Raw genomic sequence first — 15478 nt, 5'->3', positions numbered from 1 at the left:
CCCGCAGCACAGCACGTCACGACGAAGGACGCACCGATGCAACGCGACCGCCGCACCAACCCCTACCCCTACACCTGGGAGATCCCGCTCGGGATCTGCTTCGCGGTCCTGCTCATCCTGGTCCTCGGTGCCCACGCCGGCCGAGCCGCCGCCAACACGGTCGCCGGCGCCGGCCCCACCTGGCCCCCCACCACACGGCTGTTCTCCTCCGTCCCTGGGCTCCTCGCCGGGGACGCCTCCGCCGGGCTGGCCGACCCACCCCTGGCCGTGGCCACCACCGGTGCCCTGTGGGCATGGGTCGTCGCCACCGAGATCGTGGTCCTGATCCTGGTGGCCGCCGCAGGCGGGTACGGCTGGACCCGGTGGGGCCCGGGCGCGCTCAAGGGCATGGCCAACGCCACCGAGGCCCGCCAACTCCTCGGACTGGCCCGCCTACGCCAACACCGTGCCGTGATCCGACCCGACCTCTACCGCCGCAGGAAGGCGACCCGATGACCCGTCTCGACCCCACCCAGCTTGGGTGGCAGCTCGGCCGCTCCACCGCACCCCGCGGTGTCGACCTGTGGGTGCCCTGGGACCGCACCGCCGGCGTCATCGGGCCTCAAGGTTCGGGCAAGACGCTCGACCTGCTCACCCCAGCCCTCCTCGACGCGCCCGGTGCCGCCCTGGTCACCCTCACCAAGCCCGAGGACCTGCTGCTCACCTTCACCGCGAGAGCAGCCGGGGACCGGCCCGCCCTGGTGCTCGACCCCTTCGGGCTCACCCCCGGCCTGCCCGAGCTGGTCTGGGACCCGATCGCCGGCTGCGGCGACCCGCTGGTGGCCGAACGCCGCGCCAAAGCCTTCACCGCTGGCACCGTGAAAGGGGCCGTCGCCGAGGGCTACGGCGACCAGGCCGCCCGGTTCTACGCCGCCGAAGCCGCCAAGGTCATCCAGGCCTACTTCCACGCCGCCGCCCTCGAAGGCGCCACCCTCGACGACGTCCTGGAATGGGTCGCCAACCCCCGCAACGCCATCACCCCCGCCGAGACCCTGCGCGAGCACCCCGGGGCGGCACCGTTCTGGCACGGGCTGCTGCACGGTGCCCTCAACGGAGACGACCGCACCGCAGGGAACACCATCACCACCGTCCAGCAATCCATGTCCCTGTTCTTCCAGGAATCCATGCGCCGCCGGTGCGTCCCCGGCCCCGGCCGCCCCGCCACCGACCTCGCCGACGTCATCAACACCGGCGGAACCCTGTACCTCCTCGGCCGCGAAGACCCCTACGCCTCCGCATCCCCCCTCATGACCGCGATCGCCGAACACGTCCTGGACACCGCACTGTCGCTGGCGCAGAACTCCCCCCACGGCAAGCTGTGCCCACCCATGCTGGCCTGCCTCGACGAGCTGCCCTCCACCGCACCCCTGCCCACCCTGCGCACCCGGATGGCCAACGAACGCGCCCTCGGTCTGTCTTTCATCTGGGCCGCGCAAACCCGAGCCCAGCTCGACGCCATCTTCGGCCAACAGGAAGCCCGCGCCGTCCTCGGCCTCACCAACAACCTCGTCCTGTTCGGCGGGTCCAAAGACGTCGCCTTCAACCAGGAGATGTCCGACCTCCTCGGCAAGGTCCGGGTCGGCCGGTCCACCTGGAACACCGGCCACCGCGGCGGCCGCAGCTACTCCGCCGAAGACATCCCCGTCCTCACCGGCTCCGAGGTCCGCCGCATCAAAGACCGGCACGCCCTGGTCATCTCCGAGAACGGCAAACCCATCCTCGCCCGGCTTCACCGAGCCATCGACGGCAAGCACGGCAAACAGCTCCTCGCCGACCAGGCCCACCTACGGGACCGTCTCACCACCCACACCCACGCCACCGCCGCCACCACCCTCGCGTCGACCCCGAACAGCCGCGTCACCACCGCCCTCGCCGGCGTCGTCGATCACGACCACACCCAGTGGAGGAACCGGTGACCACCGCCAGGAACGGCCACTCCACCCCAGGCCGGCCACCCGTGCCGTTGGCCCTGCCCTTCCCCAAGCCCGGACCCGCCCTGGCCAACGCCTACCGTGAGCTCGAGATCGCCGCCCACGGCACCGAGAAGCAACGCAAAGAACTCGGCGACCTCAACGCGCTGGCCCGGCCCTGGGACCCCGCCACCGTCACCCACCCCCAACAACGAGCCCAACTCTGGGACTGGCTCGAAGCGGTCACTGCGTGGGTCAACACCGAGCACGTCTGGGACTCCAGCCACATGATCCCGCCCTGCTGGCCCCAACACCCCCACCTGGTCCACGACATCGCCGTCCTGGCCGACCTACGCCACCAAGCCGGTACCGCGTTCACCAGCGACGCCCTCGAAGACTGGCACCGCTACGCTCTCCCCGCCTTTCTCGACCGGGTCCGCAGCCGCACCCGCAGCGCCTGCGAGGACCATCACCGAGACTGGCCAGCCCGCGCCGCCAACGCCAGATACACCACCCACCAGGCCACCCGGGGCGCGCTCTACCGCCATGACCTCGACCACACCCGCACCGGGCAGGCGCACCCGGCAGCCGAACCACCAGCAGACCTAGCAGACGACCGGACCCGGCCCATCCCACGTCTCCGCCTCATCGACGGCCACACCATCGACACCCACACCGGTGAGGTAGTGGACTAAACACGGTCTTGACGGCCTTTCCGCGGGCCAGCACACTGAGTGGCGTGGGCAGGAACTGCCTACTTCGTCAGTACCGGCGGGGTTTCTAGGGCAGGGGTCGCTAGGCAAGCCGTGACCCCTACCTCGCGACACCGGACCAGTGAACTGGTGACGCCAGTCTTGCGGATCACAGCATCACATGATGCGTCGGGAAGGAACTTGGCGAATGGCGAAACAGCTTCGACGTGTGCTTTCTGGTCTGGCGACTACCGCGCTTGTCGCGGTGGCACTCACCGCACCCACCCAGTCCGCTTATGCAGCCAGCGGCACGGCCACCTGCGCAACCTCAAACATCGTGGGGATCTGGGTGGATGTGGATGGCGGGCGGGACGGCTTTGCTTCACGATGGGCGACCATTGACCCACGGGTGAACACTTTTTCGTACGACATGCAGGGAAAGAAGTGGAAAGTGCACGTCGGTTGTGGAGGCACATCCAAGAAGTGGAAGCAAACCATCAAGTCGGAGCGTTGGTCGACGATCCAAGGTAGAGCGACCATCTCGTGTGCTGACACTGGGCGCCCGAAGGTCTGCATCGTAGGTTGAGCCGCTCTCTCAATTGGGTCCCATGACGGAAAGCAGAACTGGTTGATGGCGGACGGGGCTCATTAGGGCAGGCGTCCCAGCTGCCGAGGCTGTTGGCGCGGGCCGCGTGTTCTTGGCTCGTGTACTCCTGCGATAGCGGATTTGCGAACGTGCTGGTTTCGGCGTGTCCGGTTGAGATGACCTCTAGGCCGACATCGGCCTCGCGCGGCGTAGTCACGTGCCCGAGCAGGCGACCGTCGCGATCGTGGCAAGTGAGCCGAGGACGTCCTGGCCTACTTCGAACGGCCTTCGCACCAGCAACGGCCCTACCGAGGGAGCGAACGGCCGCCTCGAGCACCTCCGCGGTCTGGCCCTCGGGGTGTCACGTTCCAAACTTCTTGGCAGACCGGTTATGAGAGCGTGATCGGTGTGACCATGAAGAACCGTGGGACGACCACCTGTGATCGCGGCGGAGCAGAAAGCCAGGATCGTGCTCAGCGTCCTGGCGCGCGAGGTTTCGACCGCTGAGGCGGCGCGCAAGGCGAAGGTCTGCGAGCAGTCGATCAGGCGGTGAAAGGCAGAGTTCCTGGAGGCGGGACGAACTGCGTTGGATGCCGACCGGGCCGGGCCATCGACCCGCGAGCAGCAAGTGCAAGCCGAGGTCACCGAGCTGACCACCGCCTTGGGAGAGGCGCATCTTGAGGCCCGGGTGCCGAAGTTGAGCGCTGCGGGCCGGCTGGGCCCTTCGAGGACCTCAAGGTAGTCCGCACCGAAGCGGGGATGCCGACCACGAGGTTCTGCGCACTGGTCGGCATCCCCGAGCGGACGTCCCGGCGATGACAGGCGCACGCCCGCGTCGGGCGGCCGGCAAAGGGCCCGTGGCCGCAGCCAGCACGGCAGGCCTCGCGGGTGATGATCACCGCTGTGGCGGGCAGGCACGCCGCCTGGGGATAGCGGAAGCTCGGGGCGATGGCTTGGCATTCGGGGCACCGGGTGTCGATGTCGACGGCCGCGCGCATCCTCGACGCCGCGGGGCTGATGCTCAAGGCTGACTGTCAGCGGGGACGACGCCAGCTCGCGCAGCAGCGCAAGACCGCATTTACCAAGACGCAGACGGGGCCTGGTCTGGCACTTCGACTTCTCCGAGTACGAGACCTCCGGTGGCGGGACCTGGCGCGTGGCTAGGATCGCGGACTACTGGTCGAAGTACGAGTTCGGGTGGCGCTGGTCGCCGACCGCGAATCAGCACGACGCGATCACTGCGGCCGGTCCAGCTCGCCTTGGCCGAGGCTGCGAGCCTTCTGCCCAACGGGCCGACCTGCTGGAGGCTCTCACCGACCCGGTGACTGGGGAGGTCGTGCCGATCACCCAGGGGAGGCGACAACGGCGGCCCGTTCCGCTCGGCCCGGTACGTAGCGTCCATCTCGGCCACCTCAGAGTTGGACCACGTCGCCACCCGGTCAGGACTCCTGGGCAGAACGGCGTCCGCGAGCGGACACTCGGCTCGCTGAAGTACGAACGTCTCTACTGCCAGCAGATCAACGACATGAACGACCTCGTCGATCACAGCGAGACCTTCAACACGACCCGACCCCGCGAGACGCTGTCCTGGAAGCGGCCCCGCGACGTGCACTCGGGCTTGACCGACCCCAATAATCCCAACCTTCCCGAGCCCCAAAACCTGCCAGAAGCTTGACACGGGACACCGTCGATGAAGCCTGAAGAACAGGATTAGAAGTGTGTCTTGACAGCCATCAAGGCCCTCAGTACTGTCACCGCCACTGATACTCGCCTGCTGGGAAGAGGTTCAACATGCCACTCACATCGTGTCCCGACTGCAACCGGGACGTGTCCGCCGCAGCCAAAACGTGCATACATTGTGGCGCGCCTTTGGCTTCTAGCAAAACGTCTCTGCGCATTAATCGGAAAAAGTCCATGAATGGCGCTATTCGAGGAATGTACGTCTATGTTGACAATGTGGCTCAGGGCACCTTAGCTAATGGTCGAACCATTGACATCGTTCGTGAGGGCGGGTTCACTGCGATGGTCGATTGCAACGTTGGCGGATTGAATCCTAAGCCAGCCGTCATAGCGGTGCAGCCCGGCCAGCAGCTCGAAGTGGTCGTTTCGTTAAACATGATGGGCGGAGTAACGGCAAAAGAGGTGCGTTGAAGCAAACATGAGGAAGTGCAGCATGTGCAGCGCGCTGCGCCGGTGGAGCACCGTTTTCAAGGCATTCGAGGCAGCCTCTATAGCCAGGCGGATAGAGGTATACGGTCGAGCTTGCTGCCCTAATCGCGCCTAAATTCAAACATCATGCCATCTCAGAACTTCGTGCACTTCTTTGCCGTGCTGCTCTTAATACTTCTTGTTCTTCTCGTTATATGGGTCGCGCAGGAAATAGTATCAGGATCAACTGACTCGTCGTATGCGGGCGTTGTGAGTCAGCCCCTTGTGGTTGCGGTGTCATTTGCCTCGAACCCTGATATCTTTGGGTTGCACGGCATAGGTGGGTGGAATTTATTCGGCGCCACCTTCGTTCTCGGCCTTGCGTCTGGGCTCCTGTCCTTCCCGGCGACTCTTAAGTTCCGTGACGCGATGCTTAGCATCGTGTCCGCGTATATGTTGTACGGGCTCTTCTCGAACCGAATGCAGCAGGGAATCGAGGCTGCTTACGTTTTTGTTTTTGTTGCTTTATGCGTGGCACTTGTGTACAATTTGGTTCGCTTAAGCGTGAGGCGGGTGGTGCGCTTGGGGACAGCCGCACTGGCGACTGTGGAAGTCATAGATTTCTTGGTGAGCCCGTTTGGTCTTTCTTATTGGGAATACGTTTCTGCTCACGCTGGTGTGCTGACTACGATCGCCGCCTGTTGTTTAGGGGTTGGCTTGGTGCTGCGTCCGACATTAGTAGTCGGCGTGGGAGTCTTCGCAGTCGTGGCAGGCAACCTTTTCTTTAACCTTCTCCTTTGGTTCGCAAACGAGAATGGAGAAATGATGGGTTATCCGCCTGATTTCACGGGTTGGATCGCCCTGATCGGCTGTCTTCTCGGCCTGGGAATCACGTCCCCAGTGTACTACCTGTCTGCTAGATAGCCAGTTGCATGATTGCGTGAAGGTCCTGCAGTCCAAAGCTCGATTCCCTACGCGGATCCGCGGACCGTCTGACTGATTCATTGACAACGGAGGTCGGACCATATGGGTTTTGGGACGGCTCAAGGACAATCTCCCTAAAACAGCTGATGATCTCAATGAGCTCACCGTCTCGAAGGCGACGGCAGAGACTGACGGCCGCCTCAGCCTGGACTTCGCCGGGGACGCGACGTTGCGCGGCTCTTCACGGATGAGGGTGTAGTCGACGCTGCGCGTCGGTTCGGAGGTAGGTGTCGAGGTCTGCCCAAGACGGAAGTTTCCACACCGCCCATCTGCAAGACCGCGAGGTTGGCTGACGCCACCTTCACGCGCCCCGATCTGACCACGGGACTGCTGCACGGGTAGGTGACAGGTTGGGGCAGACCGCCTGAGGGGCGACTGTGGCCATGGTGGCCTCGTACTCGATGGGCGTCAACCGGCCGAGTCGGTCCTGGCGTCGGCGGCGGTGGTGGGTGCGCTCGAGGCAGGTGACGATGCTGATGCGCAGGTCCTGTCTGGTGGCCCAGCGGCGGTCCAGGACGTTCTTCTGCAGGAGGGCGAAGAAGGACCCCATGGCGGCGTTGTCAGCGCTCGTGCCGACCTTGCCCATCGATCCGACCACGTGCTGTGGCGCAGCGCCGCCAGGTACTTCCGGGACCGGAAAGGGCTGCCGCGGTCGGAGTGGACGATGCAACCAGCCACGTCCACGCCCTGCGCGGGTAGCGACCGCGTTGTCCAGGGCCTGCACCGCCAGGCGCGACTTCATCCGGGCGTCGATGGAGTACCCGACGATGCGGCCCGACCAGACCTCCTTGACGGCGCACAGGTAGAGCTTGCCCTCCCCGGTGGGGTGCTCGGTGATGTCGGTCAGCCACAGTTTGTTCGGACCGAGGGCGGTGAAGTCCAACTCGACGAGGTCTTCGTGCGCGGGCGGTCCCGGCTTGCCGTTCTTGCCACGCATCTTCGGCGAACACGCTCCACCAGCTGTTGTCCGAGCAGATCCGCCACGCGGTCCGGTCACACATACCCACACCGGCCTCGCGTGCCTCGTCGTCCAGCAACCGGTGCCCGAACTCGGGGGCGTCGCGGTGGGCGTCGAACAGGGCGTTGGCGCGGTAGGCGCCTACCAGTTCAGCGTTGGTGACCGGCGCCTTGAGCCACCGGTATTAGGGGTTCTTCGTAGTTGAGCGGGGCGCCCGGTAGGTGATCGGGCTCGTGGCCCCGACATGCTGTTGGTCTCTCACCACCGACAGCGACGAGGCCACGAGCATGGACGACGGTACGGCAGTACTTCTGGGTCTGGAGGACGAGTTCACCGTCCTGCTGATCGAGCGGATCGACCCGGGGCGGGTGAAGGCGCTCATCGAGGTCAGGGCGAGCGAGGGTGCCTGCCCGGGGTGCGGGGTCCTGACGAGCAGGGTCAAGGACCGTCCGATCGTGGCGGTGAAGGATCTGAAGGTCAGCGGTCAGATCCTGGATCTGTGGTGGCGCAAGCGGCGCCTGGTCTGTCAGCAGACTGGGTGCCAGCGGGCGACGTTCACCCAGCAGTCCACCCAGATCCCGGCCCGAGCCAGGCTGAGCGCCCGGTTGCGCGCCGAGCTCGCTGCAGCGATCGCCCGGTCGAACCGGGCGGTGTCCGACGTCGCCGCCGAGCACGGCGTGTCCTGGCACACCGCGCACCAGGCGCTCATCGCCGCGGCGACCGCATGGTTCCCCGAACCGGAGCCGACCCGGGTGCTGGGCATCGATGAGACCCGCGCCAGGTCCGTGCGGTGGGTCCTGGAAGAGGCCGGGTGGAGAAGGTCCAACCCGTGGATGACCTCCTTCGTCAACGCCGACACCAGCGCCCCGGGCGCGTTGCTGGGCCTGGTCCCGGGCAGGTCGGGGGCCTGCGTCGTCGACTGGCTCGGTGAGCAGTCCCAGGCGTTCCGCGGCGGCATCGAGCTGGTCGTCATCGACCCTTCGGCGCCGTACGCCTCCGGTGTGCGGGCCGCGCTACCGCACGCGCGGGTCGCGGTCGACAAGTGGCACCTGGTGGCACTGGCCAACCAGATGGTCACCGAGGTCCGCCAACGCGTTACCCGGGAACGACTGGGCCGGCGAGGCACCACCGCCGAGGCGACCTGGGCCCACCGGCAGCTGCTGCTCACCGGGTACGAGCACCTCTCGACCAAGCAGGTCGTGCGCCTGCAGACCACCTTGGCGGCCGAGGACACCACCAACGAGATTGGCGCCGCGCACGCCGTCAAGGAACGCCTCAGGCTGCTCCTGGACGCCAGCGACCCGCCCCTCATCCGGGCCCGGCTATTCGACTTCTACAACGCCGCGGCCGACTCCCACATGGCCGAGACCACCCGTCTGGCCACCACGGTCCAGACCTGGTGGCCGGCCATCCTCACCGCGCTCACCGAGAACGTCACCAACGCCCGCACCGAGGGCTTCAACCGGATCATCAAGGACACCAAGAGAGTCGGCTGCGGGTACCGCAACATGACCAACTACCGACGACGCATACTGGCCCACATCACCCTCACCCGAGGGCACAGGTCAGCAGCATGAACAGCCCCGCCCCGCTCAAATGCGAAGAGCCGTATTAGGGCTGGCGAGCGATCTTGAGCACCCGGCACGTCACCGTGACGGGGATCCCGTTGCCGGCCAGCTCGCGGACGAGCGGGTACATCATTTTGTGGAGATGTTCGCCTGCGACAGGTAGGCCGCAGCGCGCCGCAGGACCTCGTTCTCCTGCTCCAGCAGCCGGATGCGCGGTTTGGCCTCACGCAGCTCGGCTAGCTCCGCACGGTCGGCGCCGGGCTTGATCCCGGCGTCTCGGTCAAGCCTGGGTCATCCAGTTGGTCAGACACGACTCGGAGATCCCGAAGTCCTTGGCCACCTGCTTGATCGTCACCCCCTTCGCGTGGACGGGCGACCCGGACGACTTCGTCACGGAACTCCTGGGGATACGGCTTGGGCATGGTGCACATCCTCCCCTGCAGCGCCTCACAGCACCACAGATCAGATGTCACCTATCGGTGCAGCAGTCCCGGGGGTAGGCGGCAATGATAACCGGCTCTTCACATTTGAGGGTGGGGGCACAGGTTCGGGCCACTGCCGATGAGGAGCACTCATAGCAGCACCTCGTCCCGGCGGGCGTCATCGACTGGGGCTTCCGCGGTCAAAGCGGTCGCTGGTTCGGGGTGTGTCACGGGTCGCGCGGCGCATCCGCTCGTTGGCCGCATCGCTGCTGGGGGTGGTGATGTTGGGGCGGGGCATGGGTGGGCCGATGACGACGAGTCGGTAGCGCAGGTCCTGCGCGGGGTTGACTGTGGCGAGGGGCTGTTCGGCGGTGGTGGCGCGGGCCAGGGCAACAGGGTCGTGCCCGTGGTCGTGCAGGTGTTGCATGACGCGCGCGAGAGCCGCCCAGTCGGGCTCGTGGGGGAGGCGGGGGTCGATGTCCTGGGCTGCGGCCGCCCACCGGGTTGCCGGTTCGACCTGTTGGGCGGCGTCGAGGTGGGCCCGCACGTCGGCACTGCCGGCGAGCCGCGCGGCGGCCACGCCGGCGGCGTCGTCCTCCCAGGCGCGGACCGCGGCGAGCAGCTCGCGGCGCACCTGGTGGGTGTCGGCGCCGGTGACCTGCGCGACCCGGTCGACACCGGACGCCCAGGTGGCGGGGTCGGCCGAGGCCAGGACGGTGAGGGTCGCCGACAGGGCCTGATCGGGGGGCAGGTGGGTCAGCCGCTCCTCGAGCAGGACCGTGGCCAGGGGGCGGGCGGTGATGAGGGCGTCGTGGACAGCGTCGGTGCCGTGGTCGGTGAGCAGGCTGGCGGGGTCGGTCCCGGCCGGCAGGGCGGCGTGGAAGGTGTGGGTGCCTTGCTGGGCCAGGAGCCAGTGGTCACGCTCGGTGGCGACCTGCCCGGCGACGTCGCTGTCGCGGGCGACGATGACCGGACCGCTCGTGCCGGCGAGCTGGGTGGCTTGGGCGTCGGTGAGCGCGGTGCCGAGGGTGGAGACCCCTACGTAGTGGCCGCCGGTGGCAAGGGTGATCGCGGCGGCGTCCATCGGGCCCTCGACGAGCACGGGGGTCGCGCCAGAGGCGAGCAGGGTCGGGTCGGTGCCGTAGAGCTGGTCACCCTTGTGGAACAGGGGCGTGTTCGGGGTGTTCAGGTACTTCGGGCCGGCGGCCTGGTCGTCGTCCCGGTGCGGGTTGCGGCGTCCGACGAACCCGAGAACCTGGCCGTCGTGGACGATCGGGAGCACGACCCGGTCGCGGAACCGGTCGATGAGTCGCCCGTCGCGGGTGCGGGTCGCGACCCCCGCGGTCTCGAGCTCGAGGTCGGTGACGCCACGGGAGCGGAGGTGGTCGACCAGGTGGGTCCACCCGGGCGGGGCGAACCCGGGCTGGATCTGGGGGTGACCGGTCAGGTCCTGCCCGAACCGCCCGGCCAGGTAGTTCTGGGCCCACCCGTGGGCCAGGTGGGACTGGTAGTAGTCCAGGGCCAGCTGGTTGATGTCCGCGAGCCGCTGGACCGGGACGGGGGAGTCCTGGCGCTCTTGGTGGCGGGCGTAGTCGCGGTCCAGCTGAGCCTCGGTGTACTCCGGCACGTCGGGCCCGAGGCGCCGGATGCGCGCGGCGAGCTCCAGCGCGTGCTCGACCTCCGCGGCGGTGGGCGCGGGCTCCAGGTCGTTGCCGGGCCCGTCGTCCAGGTCCGGGGTGTGGCCGACCAGGGAGGCGGCCCACTCGGCGTCGGTGGGTTGGATCGAGATGGGGTCGGGTTCGTGCTGGGTCGCCCAGGCTGCGTCCTCGGGGGCGGCGTCCTCAGGCTCGTGGCGGGTGTCGTCGGCCGGGGGAGGGTCGGCCAGCACGCTGATCTTCCAGACCATCGCCTGCGCGTCGTCGACGTCGGTCCCGGCCGCCGGCAGGGTCTCGACGAGGGCGTCCAGGCTCCAGCCGCGGTGCAAAGCGTGGTCGATGGTGGTGACCAAGGTCGGCCACCACGGTGATCCCTGCAGGGCGGCGGCCCGTTCGGGGTCGTTGACGTGGTCCAGCAGCGTGGTGCTCCAGCCGGTGGTGACGGTGGTGTCGCCGGCGGTGTGCGCGGCGACGGCCGGGGACAGGTGCCCCTGGATCCGCCACCAGAGCGCGGAGGCAGCGTGGTCGTCCGGGAGCGGCCCGGTGGCGGCCGAGTCCCGGGTGAGGGTTGCGGCGTCCAGGCCGGCCCGGGAGATCGCGGCGAGCCGCTCGGCCAGGACCGGCGCGAACGGGTCGGCGGTCACCGCGGGGGAGATCGAGGTCAGCAGCGGTGCCCATTCGGCGATCGCGGGTGCCTCACCGTGGGCGAGTTCGGCGCGCAGCTGCCGTTGGTAGGTGGCGGGTGCGGTGTCGGTCTGCCGCGGCCCGGTCGGACGTGGGTCCGTGTCGTCGACGCCGGTCGCAGCCCTCCAGACGGCGACCTTGCCGAGGACCTCGGCCGTGGGGGCGGCGTGCCCCTGTTTGGCCCACGCGGGCGTCGGGCCGGTCGTGGCGGTCTCGGCGACGTCGCCGGCGAGGTCGGTGACCCGCGCTGCCCGCGCGGTCAGGTAGAGGCCCCAGGTCGGGTGTCCGGCCAGTGCTGCGGGGATGCCGGGCACCCAGGGCAGGGGGCCCGGGCCGGCGTTGCGCAGCCCGGTGTCGTCCAGGCGCCACCCGAGAACGGCCGCGGGGTCGGCTGCGGTGTCGACCTCGCGTCCGGACACTGCCCGGTGCAGGGCCTGGGTGGGGGAGTGGCCGTGCGCGGCGATCAGCATCAGGTGGGCCCGCAGCGTGGGCCACGCCGGGGAACCGGTCAGGTCGGGCACCAGCTGGTCGGCGACCTGGTCCAGGGTGGCCAACCGTTCTGGCCCGGCCAGGTCCGCGGCCGCGGTGTAGAGGGCATCGACGTAGCGCGCGGTGGCCTGCCCCAGCAGCGGTCCCGGGTCGTCGGTGTGCCGCGACGTCGTCGACGCCGAGACCGGGGAGTCGTCGCGGGCCAGCACGGCCTCCAGGACGTCGGTCGCGGTGCGGGGGTGCACCGTGCCCGGCGCGATCCGGGTGTGCGGGTCACCGTCGCCAACGACCTCGAGGTAGACATGGTTGGCCTGCCGTCCCCGGGTCAGCATGGTGTAGAGCTGCTGGCGGGACTCCTGCCCGGTGGCGACCCCGTGGGTGGTGTCGACGGAGACGCCCTGGGCGGTGTGGACGGTGGAGGCGTACCCCAGCTCGGTGGACTCGGTGATGTAGTCGGCCGGGAGCGTGATGTGCCGGCCGCTGCCCAGGTGCTCGGCGCGGATCCGGCCGTCGCGGTGAACGTCCAGGACGGTCCACCGGTCCCCGTTCTTGACCCAGTCCGTCGGCGACAGGCGCAGCCGGCGGTCGTTGGACCGGGTCAGCACGACGTCCCCGATCGAGGCGAGGTTGCCGTCGGCCAGGTGCACCTCGCGCCCGGTCTGGTCAGTGCCCTCGAGCCGGTAGGCGCGGGCGCGTCGGTTCAGCTCGGAGACCAGTTCACGGGTGGGCGCGAGCATGATCGAGTCCAACCCGTTGCCGCGGTCGGCCCGCCATGACTCGAACACGTCCTCGGTGATGGTGCCCAGGTCTCCCACGTGGACCCGGGACCGGTCCAGGTAGAACCCCAAAGCCTCGGTGTTCCCTTCCCGCAGCGCCAGGGACGCGGCGCCCTCGGCCGGGTCGGTGAACCGCATCAGCTCGCTCAGGTGCAACGCCCCGTGGGTCGCGCGGATGTCGCGCAGCACCCCGCCGGCGCCGATCGCAGCGAGCTGCTGGTCGTCTCCGATCAGCCGCACCGACGCACCCCGGGCGGTCAGCCACGACACCGCCGTGTCCAGGGACAGGGTGTCGGCCATCCCGGCCTCGTCGATGATGACGAGACTGGCCGGGCCGATCCCCGCGGCCCAGGCCAGGTCCTGCACCGAGTCTGGATCGTGGCCCAGGCGCCACACCAGGGACGCCAGGGTGTCGGTCGTCGCGCCGGCCTGCTGGTGCAGCTGGGCGGCGGCCGCGGCCGACGGTGCGAGCCCGACCACGGACCCGCCGGAGGCCTCCCACGCCTGGGTCAGTGCCCGCATCGCGGTCGTCTTCCCCGACCCCGCGGGGGCGATCGCCAGCTGCAACCGTGCACCGGAGGTGGCCATCGAGCGCACCAACGTCGCCTGACCCGGGTTGAGCTCGACCCCGTTGGCGAGCGACTCGACCAACGCCAGATCCACCGCGCCAGCGTCCGCGACCCGGCCATCGGTGCGTCCCGCCGCCTGCACCAGCCGGGCCTCGGCGTCCAGGACCGCCCGGGAGGTAAACAGCTCGGAACCGGCGACCTGGTACACGCTGGTCCCGTCGGCCCGCCGCAGCACGGACGGTTCGTCCAGGGTGTCAGCGCGGCCCCCGCGCATCGGAACCGACGCCGTCAACGCCTGACGGGTGAGCTCCTCGACCAGGGTGTCCACGCCGCCGGCGGGGGTGGCGGTGCCCCGCACCCGCCGCTGGGCCTCGGCCCGCAGATGCCACACCTGCCACGTCGACCTGGCCCCCTGGACCGTGGCCAGCATCCGCTGCACGGTCTGCTGGCGCCACTGGTCAGTGACCGCCACCGGTGCGTCCTTGACCTGCTGACCACCCCGCTGGGCCGCCCGCAACATGGCCGTGACCTTGTCCTCACCGCCCAGGACCGTGACCGCCTCGGCCCGCCACGCGGCCCGTTGCTGCGCCAGGGACCGGGGCGCGTGCTTGGCCTCCCGCGTCTCCAGGGTCGCCTGCTGCGCCAGCTGGATCGACTCCACCGGGTTCGGCGGCCGCCCGTGGTCGGCCTGGAACTGTTGCGCCAGCTCGGTGCGGCGCGCCTGGATCGAGGCACGACGTGAGGACCACGCCCGGTTCAACGCCGGGTCCACCCCGACGATCTCCCGCACCGGGCGCTTCCGGACGTCCTCCCCCGGAGCCGGGTCACGCCGCTGCAACGCCAGCCCGAGAGCCTCCAGGTTCTTCTCCAGCGCCGTGTTGTAGGTCTCCGAGGCGGTGACGGTGGCCTTGAACAGGACACGCCCGTCGATCGAGAGCCACCGGCCATCGGTGGTCTGGACCTTGTTGGCCACGGCGACGTGGGTGTGCAGGTCGGGGTCACCGGCGCGGGAGTCACGGTGGGTGAACGCGGTCGCGACCATGCCGCGGACGTCGACCTGCTGCACCCCGTCCTTGCCGGTACGGGTGAACAAGGCATGGGACTCCAGGAACCGGACCGCCTCCCCGACGGCGTCCTGGTGTGCCCGCTCCAGTCGTGCGGCGGTGGCCGGGTCGGACAGCGCCCACAATGTCGAGAACGACTTGACCGGGGAGAACGTCAGGTCGTACCCCGCGACCGCGGTGGTCCGTGGACGGGACGCCCGGGCGATCAGACCAGCCAGCTCACGGTCGTTCAACGGGTCGCGCCCGTACTCCTGCCGGAACATCTCCCGCCCCACCTCGGTGCGGATCCGGGCCCGGGTCTCGATGTCCACCGGCGCCTCCCGCGGCAGCCCGAGGGCCACGTTGTGGGACTCGCACCGACGGGCGACCTCGATCCGGAAGGTGCCGACGTCGTCGCGGCCGCCGTACACCTTGTACGGCCGGCCCAGGTCCCCAGCCGCGTCCCCCAGGGGGTGCTCACCGGTCGAGAACAGGCGGGTCATCTGCTCTGCGGTGACCACGTCCCCGGCCTCCAGGCCCTCGATCCCGCCCAGCCCGGACCCCACCCACACCCCGGGCGCCTCGCCCTTCTCGGTGTAGTAGGACGCCAGCCCGGACCGGCCGGCCTCGGTCGCGTCCTGACGAGCGACCTGCCGGGTCAGGTAGTCATACCCCGACCCCGCGGTCAGCTTGTGAATCGTCATCGCCACACCCCTAACAAGCCACCGCGGGGGGTGTCACAGCATCAACTTCCGCCCTGTCTCCGGGCGCCGGTGGCCACGTACCCAGGACCGGTCACGGCCCGGGGAGGGGTGGCCTCTCGGGGACCCCCCGTCGCGTACTACTGGTGGACAGCCCTATCGGAACCAGTCCTTATGGCTGGCCCGAAGCAGGCGACGCCCCGCAGGTCAGGCGCCCGGAATGGGAGGCGTCACGCTCCGTCGTTCGGCGCTTC

At 68.8% G+C, this 15478-nt stretch carries 8 protein-coding genes and 3 pseudogenes; 7 read left to right on the top strand and 4 right to left on the bottom strand.

Annotation, left to right across the window (positions count from 1 at the left end; translation table 11 throughout):
• Positions 1 to 36: 36 nt before the first annotated feature.
• Genes Q0967_RS03205 through Q0967_RS03195 form a run of 3 tightly spaced genes read left to right on the top strand, consistent with a single transcriptional unit; the run spans position 37 to position 2644 of the window.
• Positions 37 to 495, top strand: coding sequence for a hypothetical protein (locus tag Q0967_RS03205; protein ID WP_299449023.1), 459 nt, complete (start codon positions 37 to 39; stop codon positions 493 to 495).
• The gene (locus Q0967_RS03200) at positions 492 to 1955 is read left to right on the top strand and encodes a type IV secretory system conjugative DNA transfer family protein (protein ID WP_299449021.1); all 1464 of its coding nucleotides are present in this window, start codon (positions 492 to 494) and stop codon (positions 1953 to 1955) included. Before Q0967_RS03205 ends, Q0967_RS03200 begins: the two co-directional genes overlap by 4 nt.
• Complete coding sequence (locus tag Q0967_RS03195) at positions 1952 to 2644, top strand: hypothetical protein (protein WP_299449019.1); 693 nt, start codon at positions 1952 to 1954, stop codon at positions 2642 to 2644. The genes Q0967_RS03200 and Q0967_RS03195 overlap by 4 nt, the downstream gene beginning before the upstream one ends.
• Positions 2645 to 3138: 494 nt before the next feature.
• Here Q0967_RS03195 and Q0967_RS17390 read toward each other — a convergent pair.
• A pseudogene (locus tag Q0967_RS17390) lies at positions 3139 to 3471 on the bottom strand (thermonuclease family protein); the annotation flags it as partial.
• Positions 3472 to 4383: 912 nt separating this feature from the next.
• Here Q0967_RS17390 and Q0967_RS03185 point away from each other — a divergent pair.
• The 3 genes from Q0967_RS03185 (at position 4384) to Q0967_RS03175 (ending at position 6299) form a co-directional block, all read left to right on the top strand.
• A complete protein-coding gene (locus Q0967_RS03185) occupies positions 4384 to 4902 on the top strand; it encodes a hypothetical protein (protein WP_299449017.1) in 519 nt (172 codons plus the stop codon).
• 281 nt (positions 4903 to 5183) lie between these two features.
• The gene (locus tag Q0967_RS03180) at positions 5184 to 5378 is read left to right on the top strand and encodes a hypothetical protein (RefSeq protein WP_299449016.1); all 195 of its coding nucleotides are present in this window, start codon (positions 5184 to 5186) and stop codon (positions 5376 to 5378) included.
• A gap of 144 nt (positions 5379 to 5522) precedes the next feature.
• Positions 5523 to 6299 carry a hypothetical protein gene (locus tag Q0967_RS03175; RefSeq protein ID WP_299449014.1) on the top strand — a complete coding sequence of 259 codons (777 nt, stop codon included), beginning with the start codon at positions 5523 to 5525 and terminating at the stop codon, positions 6297 to 6299.
• Between the two features lie 451 nt (positions 6300 to 6750).
• Here Q0967_RS03175 and Q0967_RS03170 read toward each other — a convergent pair.
• A pseudogene (locus Q0967_RS03170) lies at positions 6751 to 7501 on the bottom strand (IS3 family transposase); the annotation flags it as partial.
• Between the two features lie 103 nt (positions 7502 to 7604).
• On the opposite strand from Q0967_RS03170, the gene Q0967_RS03165 reads away from it, so the two are divergent.
• Complete coding sequence (locus Q0967_RS03165) at positions 7605 to 8894, top strand: ISL3 family transposase (RefSeq protein ID WP_299449012.1); 1290 nt, start codon at positions 7605 to 7607, stop codon at positions 8892 to 8894.
• 55 nt (positions 8895 to 8949) lie between these two features.
• Here the strand turns inward: Q0967_RS03165 and Q0967_RS03160 are convergent.
• Both Q0967_RS03160 and mobF read right to left on the bottom strand, forming a co-directional pair.
• Positions 8950 to 9307: pseudogene (locus Q0967_RS03160) on the bottom strand (transposase); the annotation flags it as partial.
• A 178-nt stretch (positions 9308 to 9485) separates the two neighbouring features.
• Positions 9486 to 15227, bottom strand: a complete 5742-nt coding sequence (gene mobF / locus Q0967_RS03155) for a MobF family relaxase (RefSeq protein WP_299449010.1) — start codon at positions 15225 to 15227, stop codon at positions 9486 to 9488.
• Positions 15228 to 15478: the final 251 nt, after the last annotated feature.

The organism is uncultured Serinicoccus sp., assembly GCF_947500995.1.
Lineage (GTDB): Bacteria > Actinomycetota > Actinomycetes > Actinomycetales > Dermatophilaceae > Ornithinicoccus.
The sequence above is the reverse complement of the archived record's forward strand: the minus strand, read 5'-3'. Positions and strand labels throughout refer to the sequence as shown.

Coding starts and splice junctions, on each gene's coding strand:
- Q0967_RS03205 (WP_299449023.1), top strand. CDS start 37: ATGCAACGCGACCGCCGCACCAACCCCTACCCCTACACCTGGGAGATC.
- Q0967_RS03200 (WP_299449021.1), top strand. CDS start 492: ATGACCCGTCTCGACCCCACCCAGCTTGGGTGGCAGCTCGGCCGCTCC.
- Q0967_RS03165 (WP_299449012.1), top strand. CDS start 7,605: ATGGACGACGGTACGGCAGTACTTCTGGGTCTGGAGGACGAGTTCACC.
- mobF (WP_299449010.1), bottom strand. CDS start 15,227: ATGACGATTCACAAGCTGACCGCGGGGTCGGGGTATGACTACCTGACC.
- Q0967_RS03175 (WP_299449014.1), top strand. CDS start 5,523: ATGCCATCTCAGAACTTCGTGCACTTCTTTGCCGTGCTGCTCTTAATA.